The 18,755-nt window shown below is 65.7% G+C and carries 11 protein-coding genes; 6 read left to right on the top strand and 5 right to left on the bottom strand.

The annotated features are described in order from the left end of the window. Positions 1–164: 164 nt before the first annotated feature. Positions 165–4,409 carry a BREX system serine/threonine kinase PglW gene (pglW, locus tag O4U47_RS19155; RefSeq protein WP_270679273.1) on the top strand — a complete coding sequence of 1,415 codons (4,245 nt, stop codon included), beginning with the start codon at positions 165–167 and terminating at the stop codon, positions 4,407–4,409. A 137-nt stretch (positions 4,410–4,546) separates the two neighbouring features. Further along, positions 4,547–5,518, top strand: a complete 972-nt coding sequence (locus O4U47_RS19150; RefSeq protein WP_270679272.1) for a hypothetical protein — start codon at positions 4,547–4,549, stop codon at positions 5,516–5,518. Positions 5,519–5,527: 9 nt separating this feature from the next. Here O4U47_RS19150 and O4U47_RS19145 read toward each other — a convergent pair whose 3' ends face one another. Both O4U47_RS19145 and O4U47_RS19140 read right to left on the bottom strand, forming a co-directional pair. Beyond that, positions 5,528–7,318, bottom strand: a complete 1,791-nt coding sequence (locus O4U47_RS19145) for a DUF2075 domain-containing protein (RefSeq protein ID WP_270679271.1) — start codon at positions 7,316–7,318, stop codon at positions 5,528–5,530. Positions 7,319–7,664: 346 nt separating this feature from the next. Then, positions 7,665–8,999 (bottom strand): HNH endonuclease signature motif containing protein, encoded by a 1,335-nt coding sequence (locus O4U47_RS19140; protein WP_270679270.1) that lies wholly within the window; start codon positions 8,997–8,999, stop codon positions 7,665–7,667. A 171-nt stretch (positions 9,000–9,170) separates the two neighbouring features. On the opposite strand from O4U47_RS19140, the gene O4U47_RS19135 reads away from it, so the two are divergent. The 3 genes from O4U47_RS19135 to pglX all read left to right on the top strand — a co-directional run bounded on the left by O4U47_RS19135 (position 9,171) and on the right by pglX (position 14,883). Continuing rightward, positions 9,171–10,379 carry an AAA family ATPase gene (locus tag O4U47_RS19135; RefSeq protein WP_270679269.1) on the top strand — a complete coding sequence of 403 codons (1,209 nt, stop codon included), beginning with the start codon at positions 9,171–9,173 and terminating at the stop codon, positions 10,377–10,379. After that, complete coding sequence (locus tag O4U47_RS19130) at positions 10,376–11,059, top strand: hypothetical protein (RefSeq protein ID WP_270679268.1); 684 nt, start codon at positions 10,376–10,378, stop codon at positions 11,057–11,059. Before O4U47_RS19135 ends, O4U47_RS19130 begins: the two co-directional genes overlap by 4 nt. 125 nt (positions 11,060–11,184) lie before the next feature. Beyond that, positions 11,185–14,883, top strand: a complete 3,699-nt coding sequence (gene pglX, locus O4U47_RS19125; protein ID WP_270679267.1) for a BREX-2 system adenine-specific DNA-methyltransferase PglX — start codon at positions 11,185–11,187, stop codon at positions 14,881–14,883. Between the two features lie 59 nt (positions 14,884–14,942). Here pglX and O4U47_RS19120 read toward each other — a convergent pair whose 3' ends face one another. Both O4U47_RS19120 and O4U47_RS19115 read right to left on the bottom strand, forming a co-directional pair. After that, entirely contained in the window at positions 14,943–15,128 is a 186-nt protein-coding gene (locus O4U47_RS19120) for a DUF397 domain-containing protein (protein ID WP_270679266.1), read from the bottom strand. After that, positions 15,125–15,988, bottom strand: a complete 864-nt coding sequence (locus O4U47_RS19115; protein WP_270679265.1) for a helix-turn-helix domain-containing protein — start codon at positions 15,986–15,988, stop codon at positions 15,125–15,127. Before O4U47_RS19115 ends, O4U47_RS19120 begins: the two co-directional genes overlap by 4 nt. 227 nt (positions 15,989–16,215) lie before the next feature. Here O4U47_RS19115 and O4U47_RS19110 point away from each other — a divergent pair, with 227 nt between their 5' ends. Next, positions 16,216–16,896 (top strand): ATP-binding protein, encoded by a 681-nt coding sequence (locus tag O4U47_RS19110; protein ID WP_270679264.1) that lies wholly within the window; start codon positions 16,216–16,218, stop codon positions 16,894–16,896. Between the two features lie 604 nt (positions 16,897–17,500). On the opposite strand, the gene O4U47_RS19100 is transcribed toward O4U47_RS19110, so the two are convergent. Then, complete coding sequence (locus tag O4U47_RS19100) at positions 17,501–18,694, bottom strand: hypothetical protein (protein WP_270679262.1); 1,194 nt, start codon at positions 18,692–18,694, stop codon at positions 17,501–17,503. Positions 18,695–18,755 lie beyond the last annotated feature (61 nt).

The following is an 18,755-nucleotide window of genomic DNA, read 5'->3' as shown; positions in this document are numbered from 1 at the left end:
GTTCCGATGTGTGCATCGTGATGAATGCGTTACTGCTCCATGCGGCGCATGAGGACTGAGTGACGGCCGATAAGGGCGGGCTTCAAAGCGCGGAGTCCACCTCGGGCGCCGTATGCTGGCCCCTCGGAGCACCAACGTTCACGGGAAGGCGGGACCGGGACGCCATGGCCGACCGATGGTGGGGCAAGCCCTCTGACTACCCCTGGGAGCAGGCCGCGCTGGACCATGTCAGGGCGCTGATGCCCGACCGCCACCCGTACCGGGGCTGGCAGGGCTTCTCCTTCACTTCGGCCAACGGGCGCATCCGCGAGTGCGATCTGCTGCTCGTGGCGCCGACCGGCGTCTTCCTCGTCGAGATCAAGAGCCACCCGGGCCGGGCCACGAACCAGGGCAGGGCCTGGACCTTCGCCTCACAGGGGCGCCGCCGGTGGACCTATGACAACCCGCTCTACTTCGTGGACCAGAAGGCCAAGGAGATCAAGCAGCGCTTCCAATGGGCGGCTTCGAAGCTGAGCATGCACGACGTCCGCGTCCCCTTCATCACGGGCGCCGTCTTCCTCTCCGCCGACGACCTGCGGTGCGAGTTCGACGAGAACCAGCGTGAATGGGTGTTCGGGCGCGAAGGCCTGGAGAACAGGACCGGGCTGCCGGGGATCTGGTCCGGCCTCGTGGAGCAGCCGAGCCAGCAGCGGCCCTCACCGCAGTTCCTGAAGAACGTCACCCGCCTCATGCAGGAGATCGGTGCCCAACCGCTGGACCGCAATCTCGAACTCGGCTCCTACACGCTCGAGAGGCGCTCCTTCGAGAGCGGCCCGACCTGGACGGACTTCCTCGCCAAGCACACCGAGCTCGGCAGCTCGGCGCGGGTGCGGCTCTACCATCACGGCAAGGACGCGACCGAGGAGGAGGCCCTCTCGGTCAAGCGCGCCGCCCGACGCGAGTACCTCTCCCTCGACGGGGTCTCCCACCAGGGCATCGTGCGGGCCGAGGACTTCGGGGTGATCGACGGCCGGGGGCCGGGGGTCGTCTTCCGGCATCGCCCCGCCTGGCAGCGGCTCGACCACTACATGGCCGAGTCCGGCGCGGACCTGGAGATCGACACACGCCTGGAGATGGTCCGCCAGCTCGCGGAGGCCGTAAATCATGCCCACCGGAACCGGCTCTCGCACCGCGCCTTGGCGGCACGGAGCGTATGGGTGGAGCTCGATGGGGAGTATCCCCGCCTGCGCATCGCCGACTGGCAGGTCGCGGCGAGCGAGAACATGCGGGCCGCGACCGCCACGGGCCAGGCGACTCTGCTCCCGTCCACGCACACCCTGGAACAGGCCCTCGGCTCCCGTGTCCTCGCCGACCACGTCGAGGCGGCGGCACAGGCCTACCTCGCACCGGAGTTCCCGGAGATCGGCGGGGACGCCCGCGCCCTGGACATCTTCGGGCTCGGCGCCCTCGCCTACCTGATCTTCACCGGGCAGCCGCCCGGACGGGACCGCAGCGCACTCAGCGAGCACATCCGCGAGCACGGTGCTCTGACACCGTCCACGGTCAGTGACAGCGTCGCCCCGCCGGTCGACACCCTCGTCCGCGATGCCACCCACCGAAGCCCAGGCGACCGACTGCCCAACGTCCACACCTTCCTGCGGCGCCTCGACGACGTCGAGGAGTACCTGACCCGCCCGGAGGTCGTCACCGACCCGCTGGTGGCCGGCAAGGGTGACGAGATCCAGCAGGGCATCACGGTCGAAAGCGTGCTGGGGACCGGTGCGACCTCCCGAGCCCTGCTCGTCAAGGACCGGGCGGGCAAGCGGAGGATGGTCTACAAGGTCGCCGTGGACTCCGACCGGGCCCCGGCGATCCTGGAGAGGGAGGCCGAGACGATCGCCCGCGTCGCCGGGAGCCAGCGCATCGTGTCCCTGGCAGGCGACGAAGGCATCCAGCAGATCGGCGACCGCACGGTCCTCGTGCTAGAACGGGCCGGTGAGCAGACCCTGGCCGACTACCTCACTAAGGACGGGGCCCTCGGGAGGGGGGAACTCCTCCGCTTCGGCCAGCACCTGTTCGACGCGCTGGAGCATCTGGAAGAGAAGGGCGTCTTCCACCGCGACATCAAGCCCGCCAACATCGGGGTTCGCGAGACGAACAAGAAGGCCCAGGCCCTGATCCTCTTCGACTTCTCGCTCTCCTCCGCCCCTGTTGAGAACACGACGGCCGGAACCCGCGGCTACCTGGACCCCTTCCTCCCGAAGAACGCCGACGGGCGGACCTACGACGAGGACGCCGAGCGCTACGCGCTCGCGGTCACCCTGCACGAAATGGCCACCGGCGAGCTGCCCGTCTGGGACGACGACGGAGTCGATCCCGACTTCTATCCGTCGGACCTCGAGGAGCCGCGGCTTCTCGAGAACGCCTTCCCCGAGCAGTACCGCGCGGCGCTCACGGCGTTCTTCCGCAAGGCGCTCAAGCGTGACCCGAAGGGCCGCTTCCCGTCCCTCCAGCAGATGCGTGAGGCCTGGGAGCGCGCCTACCACAACGTCGGTGCGCAGGACGCGGTCATCGAGGACGACGAGGAGACCCGCCGCCGCAGTGCGGAGACGGCGACCCTCGACACCCCCCTCCACCTGGCCGGGCTGACCGCCCTGGCCCTCGACATGGCCCGCAGGGTCCTCGGCTGCGAGACCGTCGGAGACCTGCTCCAAGTCCCGGTGATGGCGATCCGCAGGCTCCGCGGCACCACCTACGGCGTGCGCAACGAACTGGCGAGCCTGACCGCGGAGTGGCGCAAGCGCCTGGACGCCGCCGAGCACGCCGTCGCCGTCCGCGCGAAGCTTCCCTCGGGCGCGGACGAGCGCGCCAAGCGCGACGCCTCGCTCGACCAGGTCATCCTCCAGTTCGTCCCGAAGACCACGGACAAGAACAAGGACTGGGTCAGGGTCCTTCGCGAGCTCATCGGGCTTCCCGAAGGCAGCGGCGCCCGTGAGAACTGGTGGCCCACGCACACCGAGGTGGCCTCCGCGCTGGGCCTCACCCACGTGACCGTGTCGGAGGCACTCGCGAAGGCGGGTGCCCACTGGACCAAGCACGCCAGCCTGCTGGTCCCCGTCCGCGACGACGTCGTGCAGATCCTCGGGCGCCATGGACGCGTCCGCGACGTGCGGCAGATCGCTCAGGAACTGCTGACCATGCGCGGTTCCACGGTCGACAACCCGGTCCAGCGGCTGGCCTACGCGCTCGCCGCCGTACGGGTCGCGGTCGAGAGCGAGGAGAGCCGTGTCGGCGATCCCCGGTTCGTCGTGTGGCGGACCATGGGCGTGCCGATCGCCGCGCAGATCGTGGACGACCCCTCGGCCCCGGTCGAGGCCGACCTCTTCGACTACGCGGATCAGCTCGGTGCGGTCGCCGACGGGCTCGTCGAGCTCGATGAGAACGCGCCGCTGCCTACCCCCGCCGAGGTGGAGAAGAGCCTGCGCGGGGTCCCGGCACCGGAGGGCATGGACCGGCTGGCCTCGTCCGACATCGTCATCCTGGCGGCCTCTGCTTCGAAGCAGGCCAGGACCACGCCGCGCCTGGAGCTCTACCCCGCCGCGCTGGGCTTGGAGCGGGCTCTGCAGATCACCCAGGCCATCGGCTACCTGGGCGACCCCGGCGTCACGCCGCAGCAGCTCCGCGACCGTGTCCTGGCCCGCTTCCCCGAACTCGCCAGGCCCACGGACCGGCAGCTCCACGAGTGCCTCAAGAAGCGCCACCCGAAGCTGTGCTCCCGCATCGAGGACGGCACCGAGTACTGGTACCTGGAGCGCGAGTACACGTCGCTGGCCCCCTCCACTGTGAGCGGCCACCGCTTCGGTGAAGGCGTGTCGGTGGAGGAGGCCCAGGCGTGGGCGCGGCTCGAGCACGCGCTTCCCCGTGGCGGCTACCTCGCTCTGAAGACGTGGCTGCCTGACACCGAGCGCGTGGCCGCGGCGATCGCGGACCGCGGCGGCGCCGTCCCCTTCGACGTCACGGCCGAGTTCGTGGCGACCTTCGACGCCCTCATCGAGGAGCGGGGCGGCAAGCCGTCCTGGGACATGGTGCTGCAGGCGGACAAGGACCGGCCGGCTCCGTTCGAGAAGATGCTGGACGACGTGTTCGCGCGCCTCGGGGAGCGCATCCGGGCCGCTGGCGCGGACAAGCCGGTCTTCGCCTACCGGGCCACCCCGTTGGCGCGGTACGCCCAGGGCCGTTCCCTGCTGGCGGCGCTCGCCGGACAGGCGCGCGACGCCAACGAGCGCCCGTTCGGCCTGTGGCTGCTCTGCCCGATGCGCGGCCCGCAGGCGCCGCCGACCCTGGACGAGTCGCCGGCCGGGATCATCGCCGACGGAGAGCAGCTCCTCCTGCCGAGGGGCTTCGGTGCCGCCGAGCCGGTGGCGGCATAGTCAGCAGGCGCGTAGGCGTCCTTGCCCAAGGCGGGGTGGCTCCCTTCCCCCAGAGCGCCGCGGAGAGCTGTCACAGGGGCAAGATAGACAGACGGGGAAGAATCCCCCACCGTTCCCCATCCGCCCGGGAGGTCTGCATGTCCCGAATCTACTGTGTCTACGTCGGCAAGGAGTCCAAGGAGAACTTCGACATCGGCCGCGACCAGCATGTCTGGGGCTGGAAGCCCGATGCCATCGAGGAGAAGGTCGGGGACACGAAGGCCGAGGACATCGCCGCTTCGATGGAGGTGGGCGACACGTTCATCCTGGGCTACCGCGCGACCGGCGGCCCCCGTGTCCCTGAAGGCGGAATGGCCGATGCCATGTTCAAGACCGTGGTCATCGGCCGAATCACCAAGCCCCTCTATGAGTCGACGGACACGGTGTGGCCGGACTCCACCTACAACATGCGCGTCGGATTCTCCCTGGTCGAGGAGAAGTTCGACGCGTACGTGAAGGATTGGGGCAGGCCTGAGATCGCCGAGGCGCTTCGCCTGTCCGGTTCGAGACGGGGCCTGCCGGTGGAGGTGGACGAGAGCGAGGAGAAGTTCACCGCTGCGCTGGCCTATGTGGACGGTCTTGGCTCCGAAGACGAGGGCGACGAAGAAGGGCAGTCGGCTCCCACCGCATCCGGTCTCATCGACCACTCCGGGGACGTGGACCACACCGTGGTGAAGAAGGTTCGGGCTGAGCAGGGCAAGCTGAAGAAGGCCCTGTTCGGGGACGCCACCACCGTCACATGTGCCCTCTGCGGTCGCGAACTGCCTCGGCGCGTTGTTCGGGCCGCGCACATCAAGGCCCGCCGCCACTGCACCAGCACGGAGTACCGGAACCTGGCCAACGTGATGAAGGCCTGCGCGCTGGGCTGCGACGAGCTGTTCGAGCACGGCCATGTCTATGTGGACGACGAGGGCGTCATCCGTATGGGCCCTGATGCGGCATCGACACAAGACCTGAAGCAGGCGGCGGAGGCCCTGGAAGGCCGGACGTGCACGGCCTTCGAGGGAGGCAGCAAGGACAGCAAGGCCTTCTTCGCCTTCCACCGCCAACAGGTGACCGAACTCCAGTAGGGCTGGGGGTCACCCTTCCAGCGAGGGGACGCCCAGTCTGCGGAAGTGGTCGTTGGTTTCGGGGTCGGTGGAGTAGAGGACGGCGCCGCGTACCCCACGCGTCGCCAGGACCCGGTAGACGTAACGGATCAGCCTGTTGAATTCACGGAGGGGGATTCCGTTGACGACCTTGTCCGCGTTGGCCTGCGGGGTGGGAGCCCACCGGCCGTCGCGCCACACGAGATCGTCACCGAAGATCACGCCGGCGTAGTCGTACTCGAAGCCCTGGGCCGTGTAGATGCAGCCGATCTGGCCGAACCCGCCCTCCTCGGTCGCCCAGAGGTCTGACGGGGGGACCCCGTGGTGCCATTCCCTTGAGTTGGCGTTCCAGGGGCGGTGCCAATCCCCGATGACGACGTCGTCGACGAGCGTGCCGTCGCTGCGGGGATCGCTCCAGGGCCAGCAGAAGCCGGCCGCGATCCTGGCCGTGTGCCCCTGGTCGATCTTGGTTCGCAGGAACTGCTCCATGGCCGCGGGCGCATCGGCCACACGCAGGTCGAAGTTGTCCAGAGGCGTCCACGGGGGCGGAGCGGGCTCGGTGGTCAGCCCCAGGATCCGTTCGATCCAGTCGACGTACTCGGGGGAGCCTCCGCAGCGGAACTGGTGGCGCAGGTTGATCTGGTGGACCCTGACGCCCTGTTTCTCCGCCGCTTCACGGATCATCTGCGGGGACCCGACCTCATAGGGGCGCACGGTCTGGTACTCGTCCAGGAGGAAGACCGGGACCCGGGCCGCTCTGATCAGTTCATCGACCTGGGGGACGCGCTTGCCTCTGCGGATCCGATGGGCCTCGTCCGCTATCAGGATGTCCAGGTCGTTCTCCGGGGCATCGGAGAAGCTGTTGAAGTACGTGAAGCCCCGCTTGGCCCTCGGAGCGGTCCTCTGGACATTGTTCCAAATGGTCCTCGTGAAGGCCCTGCTCCCGGTCGCATGCATGGTTCGTGCACCCTGGCGGCTCAAGGTCTTATAGAGTTCGAGCGCGATCACGCTCTTTCCCGTGCCCGGGCCTCCGACGATCAGCACGGCCTCCTTGTTGTTCTCCTTCTTGGTCCTGGCCACCTGGGCCCTGACGTAGTCGAAGGCCTCGCGTTGTTCGTCGAGGAGGGGGAACACGGAACGCCGGGCCAGCCCGGAGCCGATGCTGGACAGCAGCGCTTCGGTGGGATGGGCAGGGGCCTCGAGGAGCTCTTGTGCGTGCGCCTTTGCGTCTTCAGGCGAGAGTAGGTCGCAAAGCGCCTTTTTGAAGAGGTCTCGCTGGTCGCTGCCGTAGACCCGGGTGAACTCCCGAATCTCGTCGATGTCGCTCAACCCCTGGACACGGGGGTTGATCTCGGCGAGAGCCCGTTCAGGGGCGTTGTGCATGTTGACGATGCAGTGGACGTGGGCGTCTCTCAGCAGGGGAACGAAGTCGGCCAGGACCTGGCGATAGCCCCAGACCTGGTTGACCGGATGGATGAACTGATCGGAACCGGGAGACCTGCTGAGGCTCACGAGCTCGGAGTCCGGGACGGGGTAGGCGTGCGACCACTGCTTGTTCTCGACGACGACCACGGACGGGCCGCTCCCCTTGGGGTACGAGCCGACCAGGACCATGTCCATGCGGACATCGGTGAGAGGGGTCTTCATCTCCAGAAGCACCTCGACCTCTCCCAGACCGACCTCATCGAGCGCGTCGACGACGGTGGGAATGCTGTTCTTCCATGAGGCGACCTCGCCCGAGTGGGGAGACTCGCCCAGGAGCTCGCGGAAGTTCTGCTCCATCGCGCTGACCAGCTCTTGTCCAGAGATGGCCTGCGCAAGTTCGGCCGCGGATGCTCGGAACAGGCAGTGGGATCCCACGGACCGGATTCCTTTCGTGTCAGCCTTCACCGTGTATGCGCAATGTAGCGCAGGTCGTCCGGTCGGCCGCACTTCCGGCTGTTCGGGAGTTATGTCCGTAGGGATCCGAACCGCTAATGAGACTGAAAGCGCAGTGCAACTCCCGCAACGTGAGCTGCGGGGCTGGACATTCGGGCACCGGGTAGCCGTGGCCACGATCGGCCATTGTCGGACGAAACCGAGTCCGGCGGCGGACTGTTCAGCGTCTCTCTGGCCGCCTGCGCAATACTCAGGCGGCCCGGGGTAGTGGCCCCTCGCCGTCTTCGCCCGGGTCCGTCCTGGCCCGGAAACGGGCCTCCATCCGGCGCATGTGCTTCTCGCGATTGTGCCGCCCGCACAGCATCTGGCCGTTGTCCACCGAGGTGGATCCGCCCTCCCACCACTCGGTCCGGTGGTCGCCTTGGCACCAGCGGACGGGGACGGTGCACCCCTCCTCCCACTGGCAGGTGGCGGTCGTGGCCGAAAGCGCCTGCCGGAGGCGGGCGGGGAAGGTGCGCCGGGCGCGGCCGACGTCCACCACGCCCTGGACCGGGTCGGTGGTGATCCGGCGGAGGAGGCTGTCCGAGGCGAAGGCCTGCGCTGACGACGGGGGGAGGAGCCGCGCCCGGTCGGTGACCGCGGGCTCGGCGCCCTCTTCGCCCCGGAGAGCCTCCAGAGAGACGACCAGGCTGACCTGAGGAGGGTTCGCCCCGCGTCGCGCGGCCCCGTCCACACGAGGTCCGGTCAAAGCCGTGTGGGCGTCGCATCCTGCCGGAACCTCCGGGACCGGCAGGCCCTCGGCGACGAGGCGGTTCTCGCAGAGCTGCACCAAGGCGTCGAAGCGGCGCTGTTCGATGGTGCGCCCGTCGCCCGGCGGGCTCAGGTGGGAGTCCAGGGCCGCGCGCACGATCTCCTCGCTCGCCGCGTCACCCCAAGCCTCCAGGGTGAAACCGAAGGCATCGGTCGTGGTGCGCGCGCCCCGGTCCGTGTACGCCTCCCGCTGGCGCCGCTCGTGCTCCTGCGGGCTGATGCGCTGGGGGAGTTGGCGTCCGATCCGCTTGAGGGTGCGGTCGGCGACGTCGGACGAGGCGGCCTGGACCATGATCCCTTCGGCGCGCGACCGATAGTCCGCCCCGTCGGGGTAGAGGTCCGTCGGTCGGCCATCGACGGCCTTCTCGCACGCGTCCATGATAAGGGCCAGCTGGGCGAACGCGAGCGTGCCGTCCTCGGCCGCTGCGACGGCCGCGGGGTAGTCGTCCAGGTGGTCGGCGACTGTGGTGATGTCGGCCGCCTGGGAGCTGGAGCGTCCGTGCTCGCGCAGCAGGCCCGCCACGGTGGCATGGCCGGTCCCTGACAGGGCCCCGGTCCGCCGGATGCGGGCCGCGAGGCGGGCCATGGCGAGGTCCAGCGACCCCTGCCCGCAGGCGAGGATGGCCATGAGGTCGCACAGCACCTGCTGGGCACCCGGCGGCAGGTCCTCATCCGCCATGGCCCCGGAGTCAGTCAGCACACCGGCGAGTCCGGCCTGGATGCGCGCCATCCGCGATCCGGCCGGAACGCCACCCGGGAACTGCTCCTTGGCCATACTCCAACGCTAAAGCGGACCGGTGACAAAACGAGGGCGCGTTTCGAGGCTGTGGAAGAACGAGAATAACCGCAGGTCAGAGATGTCAAGGCACACCAGGGGCGAACCGGCCGCGGGAGCGGGCGGTGGGGCGCGGATGCGCTCTCCGGATCAGATGGGAGGCTGGAGCCCATGCGGAAACGTCTGCTGGAACTCGAGGTCGCCAACTTCCGGAGCCTGCGCGAGGTCACCGTCCCGTTGAAGCCGCTCAACGTGCTGGTCGGGCCGAACGGTGTGGGCAAGACGAACGTGCTTGACGTGTTCCGGTTCCTCTGCGACATCGTGAACCTCGACATCCGACCCTCACTGGACCAGCGAGGGGGATTCGCGAAGACGGCGTTCCGCGGCGACAGGGCGCCCACCTCGATGCGGATCAAGCTCACGTCGACCTGGAGCCCGAACAGCAGGGAGAGTTCCCCGGACGTCTACGAGCTGACCCTCAAGCGCAGGCGGAGCGGTGGCAAGGAGACCGTCTCGCGCGAGGAGACCTTTCAGTTCAAGAGAACGAAGGGACCTGGCAGGCGCATCAAGATCTCGGGGCAGAAGGCCGTCGTCGCCACAACGAGCGACGGGCACGATGAGGGCCCAGAGCGGTCGATCGGCCTCAGCGCCGAGACCAGCGGTCTGTCCACGCTGCCGAGGTTGGACGAGGAGGCCGGCGGCAAGGAGGTGCTGGCGCTCACCGATGCGCTCAGGAGTTTCCGGGTGTTCGAGATGGACGTCGAACTCGCCAGGATGTCGTCGCGCGTCGCCGACAGCCGACGTCTTCAGGACGATGGCGCCAACCTGGCCGCCTTCCTCATGAAGCTGCAGCGGGAGCACCCGGAGACCTGGGAACGGCTGGTCGACGACGCCCGAACGGTCCTGCCGCACCTGGAAGGGATCTTCTTCGAGTTCCCCTCGGGACCCGCCCGCGAGGTCATCGTCGTCCTGCACGAGAAGGGGCTGCGCATGCCCACGCAGCTCGGGGACGCCTCGTACGGCACGATCCGTCTGCTGGGGCTGCTCGCGCTGCTGTACGATCCGTCGCCGCCGCTGCTCACCTGCATCGAGGAGATCGACCACGGGCTGCACCCGCACGCCTTGGAGCTGCTGGTGAACCGATTGAGGGAGGCGTCGGAGCGCACCCAGTTCCTGATCGCCACACACTCGCCGGCGCTGGCCGACCGGCTGCGCCCGGACGAGATCATCGTGTGCGAGCGCGATGAGGACGGCGCTTCCCGGATCCCTGCCCTGGACACCGACCACATCAGAGCGATCGTCGAGGCCAGCGAGGACTTGCCCTTGGGGGAGTTGTGGTTCTCCGGGGCCTTGGGCGGTGCGCTGGACGGTGGTTCGTGAGCAAGGCAAGGTCCGGGCAGCAGGGCAAGGGGCAGAAGGCGGCCAAGCCGATCGTGGTGCTGGCGGGGGAGGACAGCAACGACCGCACGAGCATGAAGTACCTGCTCCAGAAGATCTGTCCGCACATGCGGGTCGTGGACATCCGGGACCCGGTGAGGCTGAAGGCGGCGACGCCCGAGGGGGCGCTGCGCAAGCGCGTTCAGACACTGGTGCGCATGGCCCGCGCCAAGGCTGTGAAGGAACGGGCTGAGCTGGCCTGCGTGTTCGTCCACGAGGACTTCGACGAACTCGATGGCCCCGAGTACGAGAAGACGCACACGCGAGTGGAGCGCGAACTCCACAAGGCCTTGGGGCACGGCCACTACGTGCTGGCCGTGGAGGAGATGGAGGCCTGGATGCTGCTCTTCCCCGACGCGCTGACGGCGGTGGAGCCGACGTGGGAGCTGCCGAAGCGCCTGCGGGGCAAGGACACCGGGCGGATCAAGGGGCCTAAGGAAGCCCTCATGAACGAGGTCGGCGGAGGCAGGAAGAAGCGGCGCAAGTACCGCGAGGCGGACGCTCCGGCCGTCTTCAAGGCCATCGCCGAGGGCGGCCCGGAGAAGGCGCAGGGGAGCAACCGCTCCTGGGAGCGGTTCCGCGCCGATGCTCACCTGTGCGGGAGTGACCACCTGGGGGAGTAGCCGGAAGCGGCCACAGTGCGGAAAACCCCTCTGTGAAGGGCTGATCGGGCCACGGCGGCCGGTGCGCAGCACCACAATGGTGGTACGGAAGACACCATCTGCCACCGACTGTGCTGGGAGCCTCCGTGGTCGATCATGCGCTGTTGCTGAAGGACCTGCAGGGACAGGTCAAGCTCTTGGAGCAGGACCTCCGGGAGCGGAGTGAGGACCCGACCGCGATCGCGGGGACGGGACCGGACGGGACACCGGAGACCTTCGCGGAGGCTCTGGACCGCGAGTACCAGCGGGCGCGCAAGGCCGAGCGCACCGACGCGACGTACGGGGCCTGGCGGGACGACCAGGTGACCCAGGCGGCGGTCGCGTGGGTGCTGGCGACCGTGTTCGTGCGGTTCTGCGAGGACAACGAGCTGCTGGAGTACCCGTTCATCGCGGGGCCGCGCGACGGCGACGACCGGTACGCCCAGGCCATGGAGTTCCGGGACGCGTGGATCCTTGAGGGCCGACGGGAGAACCCGGACGCGCCCGAGCGCACCGACCGCGATTGGCTGGAGCACGCCTTCGCGGAGATGAGCGTCTCGTCGGTCATGGCGGGCCTGTTCTCCCGTGAGTACAACCCGATGTGGAAGATCACGCCGTCGCACCAGGCGGCGCAGGCGCTGATCGACTTCTGGAGGACGGTCGGGGACGACGGCCACTTGGTTCATGACTTCCGCGACCCTGAGTGGAACACGCGGTTTCTTGGGGATCTGTATCAGGACCTGTCGGAGGCGACGCGGAAGAAGTACGCGCTGCTGCAGACGCCGGAGTTCGTTGAGGAGTTCATCCTCGACTACACGCTCGAGCCGGCGGTGGAGGAGTTCGGCCTCGATGGGAAGCGGATCTACCAGGAGGACGACCAGGGCTTCCGGCTGATTGACCCGACGTGCGGGTCGGGGCACTTCCTACTGGGAGCGTTCCACCGACTCCTGGAGAAGTGGCGCGAGGCAGAGCCCGGGGCATCGGACTGGGATCTGATCAGTAGGGCACTGAAGAGCGTGCATGGAGTCGATAAGAACCCCTATGCGGTGGCGATCGCACGATTCCGATTGATGGTTGCTGCTATGAAGGAAGGTGAAATTTACAGACTGTCTGAATCGAACCCCGAATGGCCCATTGTGGTGGCTGCAGGAGACTCTCTTATCCATGGAAGCGGAGAACAAGAAGAGCTTTTCCCTGAACGGAATGCTCATCATTACGAAACGGAAGATGTGTACCCATACATCGACCAATTCCAACTCCTCGGAGTCGGAAGCTATCACTCTGTTGTCGGGAACCCTCCATATGTCACAGTGAAAGATAAGAAGGAAAAAGAGTTCTATAAAAGTAGGTATGAAAGTTGTTCCGGTGCATACGCATTGTCAGCCCCATTTTCGGAGCGATTCTTTAATTTGGCCGTGAGGGGTACCGGTGAGAGAGGAGGGGCTGGATACGTTGGGAAGATTACGGCGAATTCGTTCATGAAGCGGGAGTTCGGGAAGAAGCTCATCGAGCAGTTTTTCCGAAATAGAGTGCGCCTCACTCATATTATCGACACTTCGGGCGCGTACATCCCGGGGCATGGCACTCCGACTGTTATTATTATTGGGCGGAATATGACTGCTTCCCATAAAGCTAAAATTCGAGCGATTATGGGAATCTCGGGAGAGCCGCAGGAGCCGGAAAATCCAGCTGAAGGACTCGTGTGGAATGCGATTTGCAATCAGGTCGATAATCCAGGAAGCGAATCTGATTGGATTAGTTGTTCCGATTTTTCGTGGATGTCTTTCAATAGTCATCCGTGGAGCCTTTCTGGTGGCCGCGCATCGGCCCTGATGGAAGTGATTACAGGAGAACGGGAGGTGCTTGGGGCGAAAGTTGAAAATATCGGGTTTTGTGCGGTTACTCGACTCGATGATGCATATATGCTGGGGGAAGAGGTGTTGCGTAGAATGGGGGTGAGTGAGAATAACATGCGGTCGCTTGTGGCGGGAGATGATGTCCGGGACTGGAGTGTAAATGATGGAATGGGGGGCATCTTTCCTTATTCCGCAGGAACGCTGGCGCCCGAGATCGATTCATCTACAGAAAAAATACTATGGGCATACCGCCAGCTTCTTCGGGATCGCCGCGCCCTTTCAGGAAATCAAGAAGAGCAGGGGTTGGAGTGGTACGAGTACTCTAGTTTCAATCGCATTCGTTATGATTCAATGAACCTTATATCCTTTGCGTTTGTGTCTACCCATAATCATTTCGCGTTGCGCAAGGGGAGTGAAGTTTTTATTCGTAGCGCTCCCGTAATGATGCTGCCACACAAAGTTAGTCGTGAAGAGTGCATGGACCTACTTTCAGCCCTTAACTCCTCTGTTGGTTGCTTTTGGTTGAAACAGGTGTGTCATGACAAGGGGAGTCAATCAGGAACAGGTGGTTTCATGCATGATGAATGGGAGCGATTTTATGAATTTACTGCTTCAAAGTTGAAGAACTTTCCTCTTCCGGTTAAAACAGCGCAAAGTATCGCGAGTGAACTTGACACTCTGGCTCGCCAAATATCGGTTCATGACCCTAGAATTCTTGTAAAGAAAACCAAGCCAAGTGATGAGGTTTTTGGTTATGCAGAGTCGCAGCATACTTCTATTCGACAGCGAATGATCGCCCTGCAAGAGGAGCTAGATTGGCTTAATTATGGTTCGTATGGAGTTCTGGTTTCTGAGGGTGATCTAGATGGTGTCGTATCCAAAACAGAACAAATGCCCGGGGTCAAGCCTGGTGAGCGAGCTTTTGAGATTATCCTCGCTCGTAAAATGTTTCGCGGTGAAGCAAGTAGTGTTTGGTTTGCTCGACACGGCGCCGATCTAGTTACTGAAATACCAAATCATTGGCCGGATTCCTATAAGCGAGTTATAGAAAAGCGAATCGAAGTCATTGAGTCGAATGACCTTATTCGCTTGCTTGAGCGCCCAGAGTATAAGCGTCGCTGGAAAGAAGGAGAATGGAACAAGAAACTACAAGAAGCGATCGGAGCGTGGATTCTCGAGAAGTGCGAAGATCGGAATGTATGGTTTTATGTTGACGACTTTAATGAAGAGCGCCCGAGTCTGTTTTCCCTGCGTGCTCTGTGCAATCGTGTCCGCGATTTCTTTCCTGAAGTTGTGGATGTAGCAGCACTCTACGACCCTGAAAAGGATTTTTTCTCCGTTGTCAGTGACATTATCACTGCGGAGCATGTCCCTTACCTTTCCGCTCTACGCTACAAGGAGTCAGGGCTTCGTAAACGCGCAGACTGGGAGCATGTATGGCATCTTCAAGTGGAGGAGGATCGGCTCAATTCCAACCTTGAGGACGGGGGGGAGGAGCACCGACTGGACACTCCTCTCCCGCCAAAATATACGTCGGCGGACTTCCGTCAGTCTTCATTCTGGCGCAACCGAGGTAAGCTCGACGTACCAAAGGAGCGCTTCATCTCCTACGAGGGGGCCGAGACCGACGAGGACCCCACACTCATCCTTGGCTGGGCGGGCTGGAACCATGCTGAGCAAGCCGATGCCCTTGCCTCGCTCGCCTTCGAGCGGATCGAGCAGGGGTGGCGTGACGACGCTGAGAAGATGACGCCGCTGCTCGCTGGCATCGCCGAACTGCTTCCGTGGGTGCGCCAGTGGCACTCTGAACCCGACGAAACGGGGGAGAGCCCCGCTGACATCGTGGAGGAAGACCTCAAACAGCTTCGTGAGGAGACCGGGATCACCGACTCCGACATGAAGAACTGGCGACCGACCGCCAGTGGCCGAGGCAAGCGGAAGAATAAGTAGCGGCGGTCTAGAAAGTGAGGAACGCGGTGGGGACTGTGTTCCCACCGCGTTCCTTGCTTCTACAGGGCTCCGCGCTGGGTTGCCTGGAGGAAGGCGTGCCACTCACTGGAGGGGAAGCTGAGATGGCCATGCTCCGGGTGCTTCGAGTCACGGATCGCTGATACTTCCGAAACACTCGCCGCCTCCACGCAGTTCTGCGAGTGGCCGCTGTAGCTGCTCTTCCGGAATCTCTCGTCAGGGATCATGTGTCCTGCTCCAGGGACTTGATGAGGTCGGTGATGATGGTGGCGGATCGCGCCGTGCTCACGGCGGATCCTTGGATGTCGCCGAAGGTAGCACTGTGCGCCTCGACTTCATCCGGGTCTTCGATGAAGAGGCCGTCTGCGGCGGTGTCGATGTAGATGATCGGGAGGTCCAGGGGATCGGGAAACTCCAGAAGGGTGAACGGGGCGCAGAGTGCGGCGTGGGACCCGATTTCGACCGGAAGCACCTGAATGTCGATGTTGGGTCGCTGTGCCATGTACAGCAGGTGCGCAAGCTGGCCACGCAGGACATCGGCTCCTCCGATCGGGCGCTTGAGTGCGGATTCGTCGATGACGGCGCGCAAGCGGGCTGGTGAGGCGCGTGTGAGGATCGTTCGCCTTGCCATGCGTGCATCGAGCTTCTGCTGGAGAGTCTCGCTGTCGGTGAGGCGACCGCCCTTGAGGAGAGCCTCTGCGTACTCCGGGGTCTGCAGGAGGCCCGGTATGAGCTGGGCTTCGAAGGTCCGGATCAGGGACGCCTCGGCCTCGAAGTCGGGCAGTGCACGGTCGCTGAAGACCTTCTTGTACTTGGACCACCAGCCACGCTGGCGGGCATCGCGGGCAAGAGCCTGCATGCCGTCGCGCTCCGCTTGATCGGTGATCTCGTACAGATCCATGAGCAGATCGAGGTCCGCTGCGCTGATGCGCTTGGTCTCGCCGGTCTCCATCTTGCTGACCTTGCCTGCACTCCACTTGAACTTGGCTGCGACCTGGGAAGACGTGAAGCCGGCCTCCTCCCGGGCACGGCGGAGGCGGGTCGCGAGCCTGCGGAGGCGAAGCGTCGGGCTGTGGGCGGTAGCCATGGGGACACCCTAGCTGAAGAAAACTCTACGAAGTAGCAAAAAGTGCTTGCTGACTCTACGATATCGGCTTACGGTGAGTGTAGTCAGTGACTGCGACATCACCGTGAGTTTTCTGGTCGCGCTACGCAGGCGTCCGTAGCCCTGCACGACGAATGCTGACCTTGCTGTCCACCGGCGGACGCCTCCTACCCCCATGCCCCGCTCCCTCGCAGGAGGAGTGTGTCCACATGTCCGCGTTCCCACCTCCGGCGGCGAACACGACCGCCACCGTCGATTCCCCGGCGCGGCCGCCGTCCTCGGACTCCGCTGCGCCCCACACGCCCAACGTCCCGCTCCTGCCGGAGGTGACCGTCCGGCTCGGCGACCTCGTCCCCAGGCAATACCGGCACTACTTCAGTGGCCGCCCCGAGCGGCGTCCCTACACCCGGCGCCGCTACGACTTCCCCGGCAACCTGGGGTTCCTGCCGCTGGTCCGCGCCTTCCTGTCCACCTGCGCCGCCGACCGCCCGTCCGACTTCCGCGACCTGTTCACCCTCCTGGGCTCCGAACTCGCCGCGAACGCCATCGCCCACACGTACTCGGGGCGTCCCGGCGGCGCCTTCACCCTCATCACGCGCCGCAGCGTCGATGCTTTGACGCTGCTGTGCTGCGATGAAGGCACCGCCATTCCGGCACGCGGTCGCCGCGTCTCCGGCGCCAGCGTCGGCATCGAAGGCGACGCGGCATCCGTCCCGGAGCGTTCCCCACTCCAGCCCGGTCGGCTGGTCAGCGACGCCGACTCTTCCCGAGGGCTCGCCCTCGTAGACGCGCTGGCGACCTCCTGGGGCGACAACGGCGACCCGTACTACCGCAAGGTCTGGTTTCGCCTGGACTTCGACCTGACCGCGAACGCCTGGAACCGACTCTGAGCCCGCCGATGATCTCGGGGAACTCGGCCTTATGACGGCCCTCATAAGGCCGCCTTTCCCGAGATCAACAACGGGGGCGAGCGGCCTGGTGGGAGCTGACACCTCCCACCAGGCCCAGGGCTCCGGTCCCCCCATGGATGATCGAGAGAAGGAAGTAGGAATCCCATGCCGCACAGTACATCCGTCGCGACCCTGCCAGCCGGAACTTCCGCGCACTTCGGGCCTTCCTGCCCGTCCTGCGCCCACCGCTCCTGCCGCGCCCTCCGGGCCCGTGACCTCCCGCGCCTGGGCGGCCACCGCTCCGAGTACGCCGCCGAGCACGCCCGCGCCGCAGCGGTCCAGGCCCGCCACCCGCACCTGATCATCTACTTCGGTGAGCACACCCACTCCTACTGGGCGGCCACCCCCAGCGGCCTGATCGAGGCCCCCGACACCGACGCGCTCCTCCTCGCCCTCTTCCGAGCCACACGGCCACGGGTGCGGGGTGCTGCCGGTGTCCCGGCAAGCGCGCCTACCGCTGGCCTCAGTGCCCCACGAGTGCCCCGCCTCCCGACGGGGACACCGAACGCCGCCCCCAAGGCCGCCCTCTCAGCCGCCTGAACGGTCACCCCGCCCGCTTGGCCAGTTCCGTGAGCCGGTCGCCCAGCACAGTGATGCCGGGGACCGGCTCGCGTTCGTAGTCGGAGCTCTTCCACCGACGGAGCAGCTCCTCGCCATCCCGCTCCCAGCGGAACTCAGGCTCTCCCAGGAACGCGGTGAATACCTGGTCAGCCGTGTCCGGGTGGCGCTGGACCAGCCGCCGGATCGCCGAGGGCGGCACCGAATCGTCATCGAGGTACTCGCGCAGATCCTCCAGGCGCAGCGGGTCGGCAGCCAGTTCGGGATTCGCGAACAGCTCATCGACGAGGCCGAATCCGGCCACGTAGTACAGGCCGTCACGCTCGTCGTAGATGAGGGCGATGCCTTCACCCTCCGGGAACTCCCCGTGGCGAGGAACGTCGTCGAAGGGGACGGCGTCCGCCGGACCTTCGTCTCGCCCCGCAGTGGCCTCGGCATCGGCCCGTTCGTTCTCCCTGCGGGCGAACACGAGCAGTTCCTCCTTGACCTGCTCCCCGGACACGATGACCAGGTCCCCACCGTGCCTGGAGATGAAATAGGCGCGGTCCTCCGCCTCCAGCTCCCAAGCCCGCTCAACCAGCCGGGGGTTGCGCAGGGCCAGCATCGGCGACCGCGTCACCATCTCCACGGCGGCCCGCGCGAGGGCGGGCCCGTCCTCAGGGCGCCGTGGCGCCATATACCCGGCGACCGTCCACGCGCCGCTGCCCGGCCACAGAGGGACGAGCGACGCCGTGGCGAACCACCCCTCCTCCAGCGAGTCGAAGACCTTGCCGCCCATGGTCGAGTACACCGTGTAGACCAGGTCATCGATCAGGTTGTGCAGGCGGATGCCCTCCCCGTCACGGCCCTGCACCTCGAAGACGCCGTGAACGATGTCCATCCAGCCCAGCACCATCTCCCGGTCGGCCGTGTCCAGGCGAGGCCGACGCTCCGCCGCGAACCTCTCCAGGATCGCGGCGCCTCCGTCTGAACCTTCCTCCCGCAGGAACGCCTCGATGATGAGGGCCCGGCCCGCCTCGTCAAGCGCGCCGTACTCGTGCTCGGCCTCGCTGAGCCGTTCGGCCAGCTCCTCGCCGTGCTCCGCTCCCATGGCGAAGTCGAGCAGTTCGCCCTTCAGGTCTCCGGTGCGTTCGAGCAGGTGAGTGGTCCTCTCCGCGGAGAGGGACGGGGAGTCGTGCACGGTGGTTCCCAACGATTAGTAGACGGTCTATGCCGCGGAGGAGGGTACGCACTCATCCGTC

Source organism: Nocardiopsis suaedae (assembly GCF_027706745.1).
GTDB lineage: Bacteria > Actinomycetota > Actinomycetes > Streptosporangiales > Streptosporangiaceae > Nocardiopsis_A > Nocardiopsis_A suaedae.
Note: the sequence above shows the minus strand (reverse complement) of the source record. Positions and strands in the feature narration are given on the sequence as shown.

Excerpts from the sequence above, each read along its gene's own strand:
- pglW (WP_270679273.1), top strand. The coding sequence starts at position 165 with ATGGCCGACCGATGGTGGGGCAAGCCCTCTGACTACCCCTGGGAGCAG.
- O4U47_RS19150 (WP_270679272.1), top strand. The coding sequence starts at position 4,547 with ATGTCCCGAATCTACTGTGTCTACGTCGGCAAGGAGTCCAAGGAGAAC.
- O4U47_RS19145 (WP_270679271.1), bottom strand. The coding sequence starts at position 7,318 with ATGGAGCAGAACTTCCGCGAGCTCCTGGGCGAGTCTCCCCACTCGGGC.
- O4U47_RS19140 (WP_270679270.1), bottom strand. The coding sequence starts at position 8,999 with ATGGCCAAGGAGCAGTTCCCGGGTGGCGTTCCGGCCGGATCGCGGATG.
- O4U47_RS19135 (WP_270679269.1), top strand. The coding sequence starts at position 9,171 with ATGCGGAAACGTCTGCTGGAACTCGAGGTCGCCAACTTCCGGAGCCTG.
- O4U47_RS19120 (WP_270679266.1), bottom strand. The coding sequence starts at position 15,128 with ATGATCCCTGACGAGAGATTCCGGAAGAGCAGCTACAGCGGCCACTCG.
- O4U47_RS19115 (WP_270679265.1), bottom strand. The coding sequence starts at position 15,988 with ATGGCTACCGCCCACAGCCCGACGCTTCGCCTCCGCAGGCTCGCGACC.
- O4U47_RS19110 (WP_270679264.1), top strand. The coding sequence starts at position 16,216 with ATGTCCGCGTTCCCACCTCCGGCGGCGAACACGACCGCCACCGTCGAT.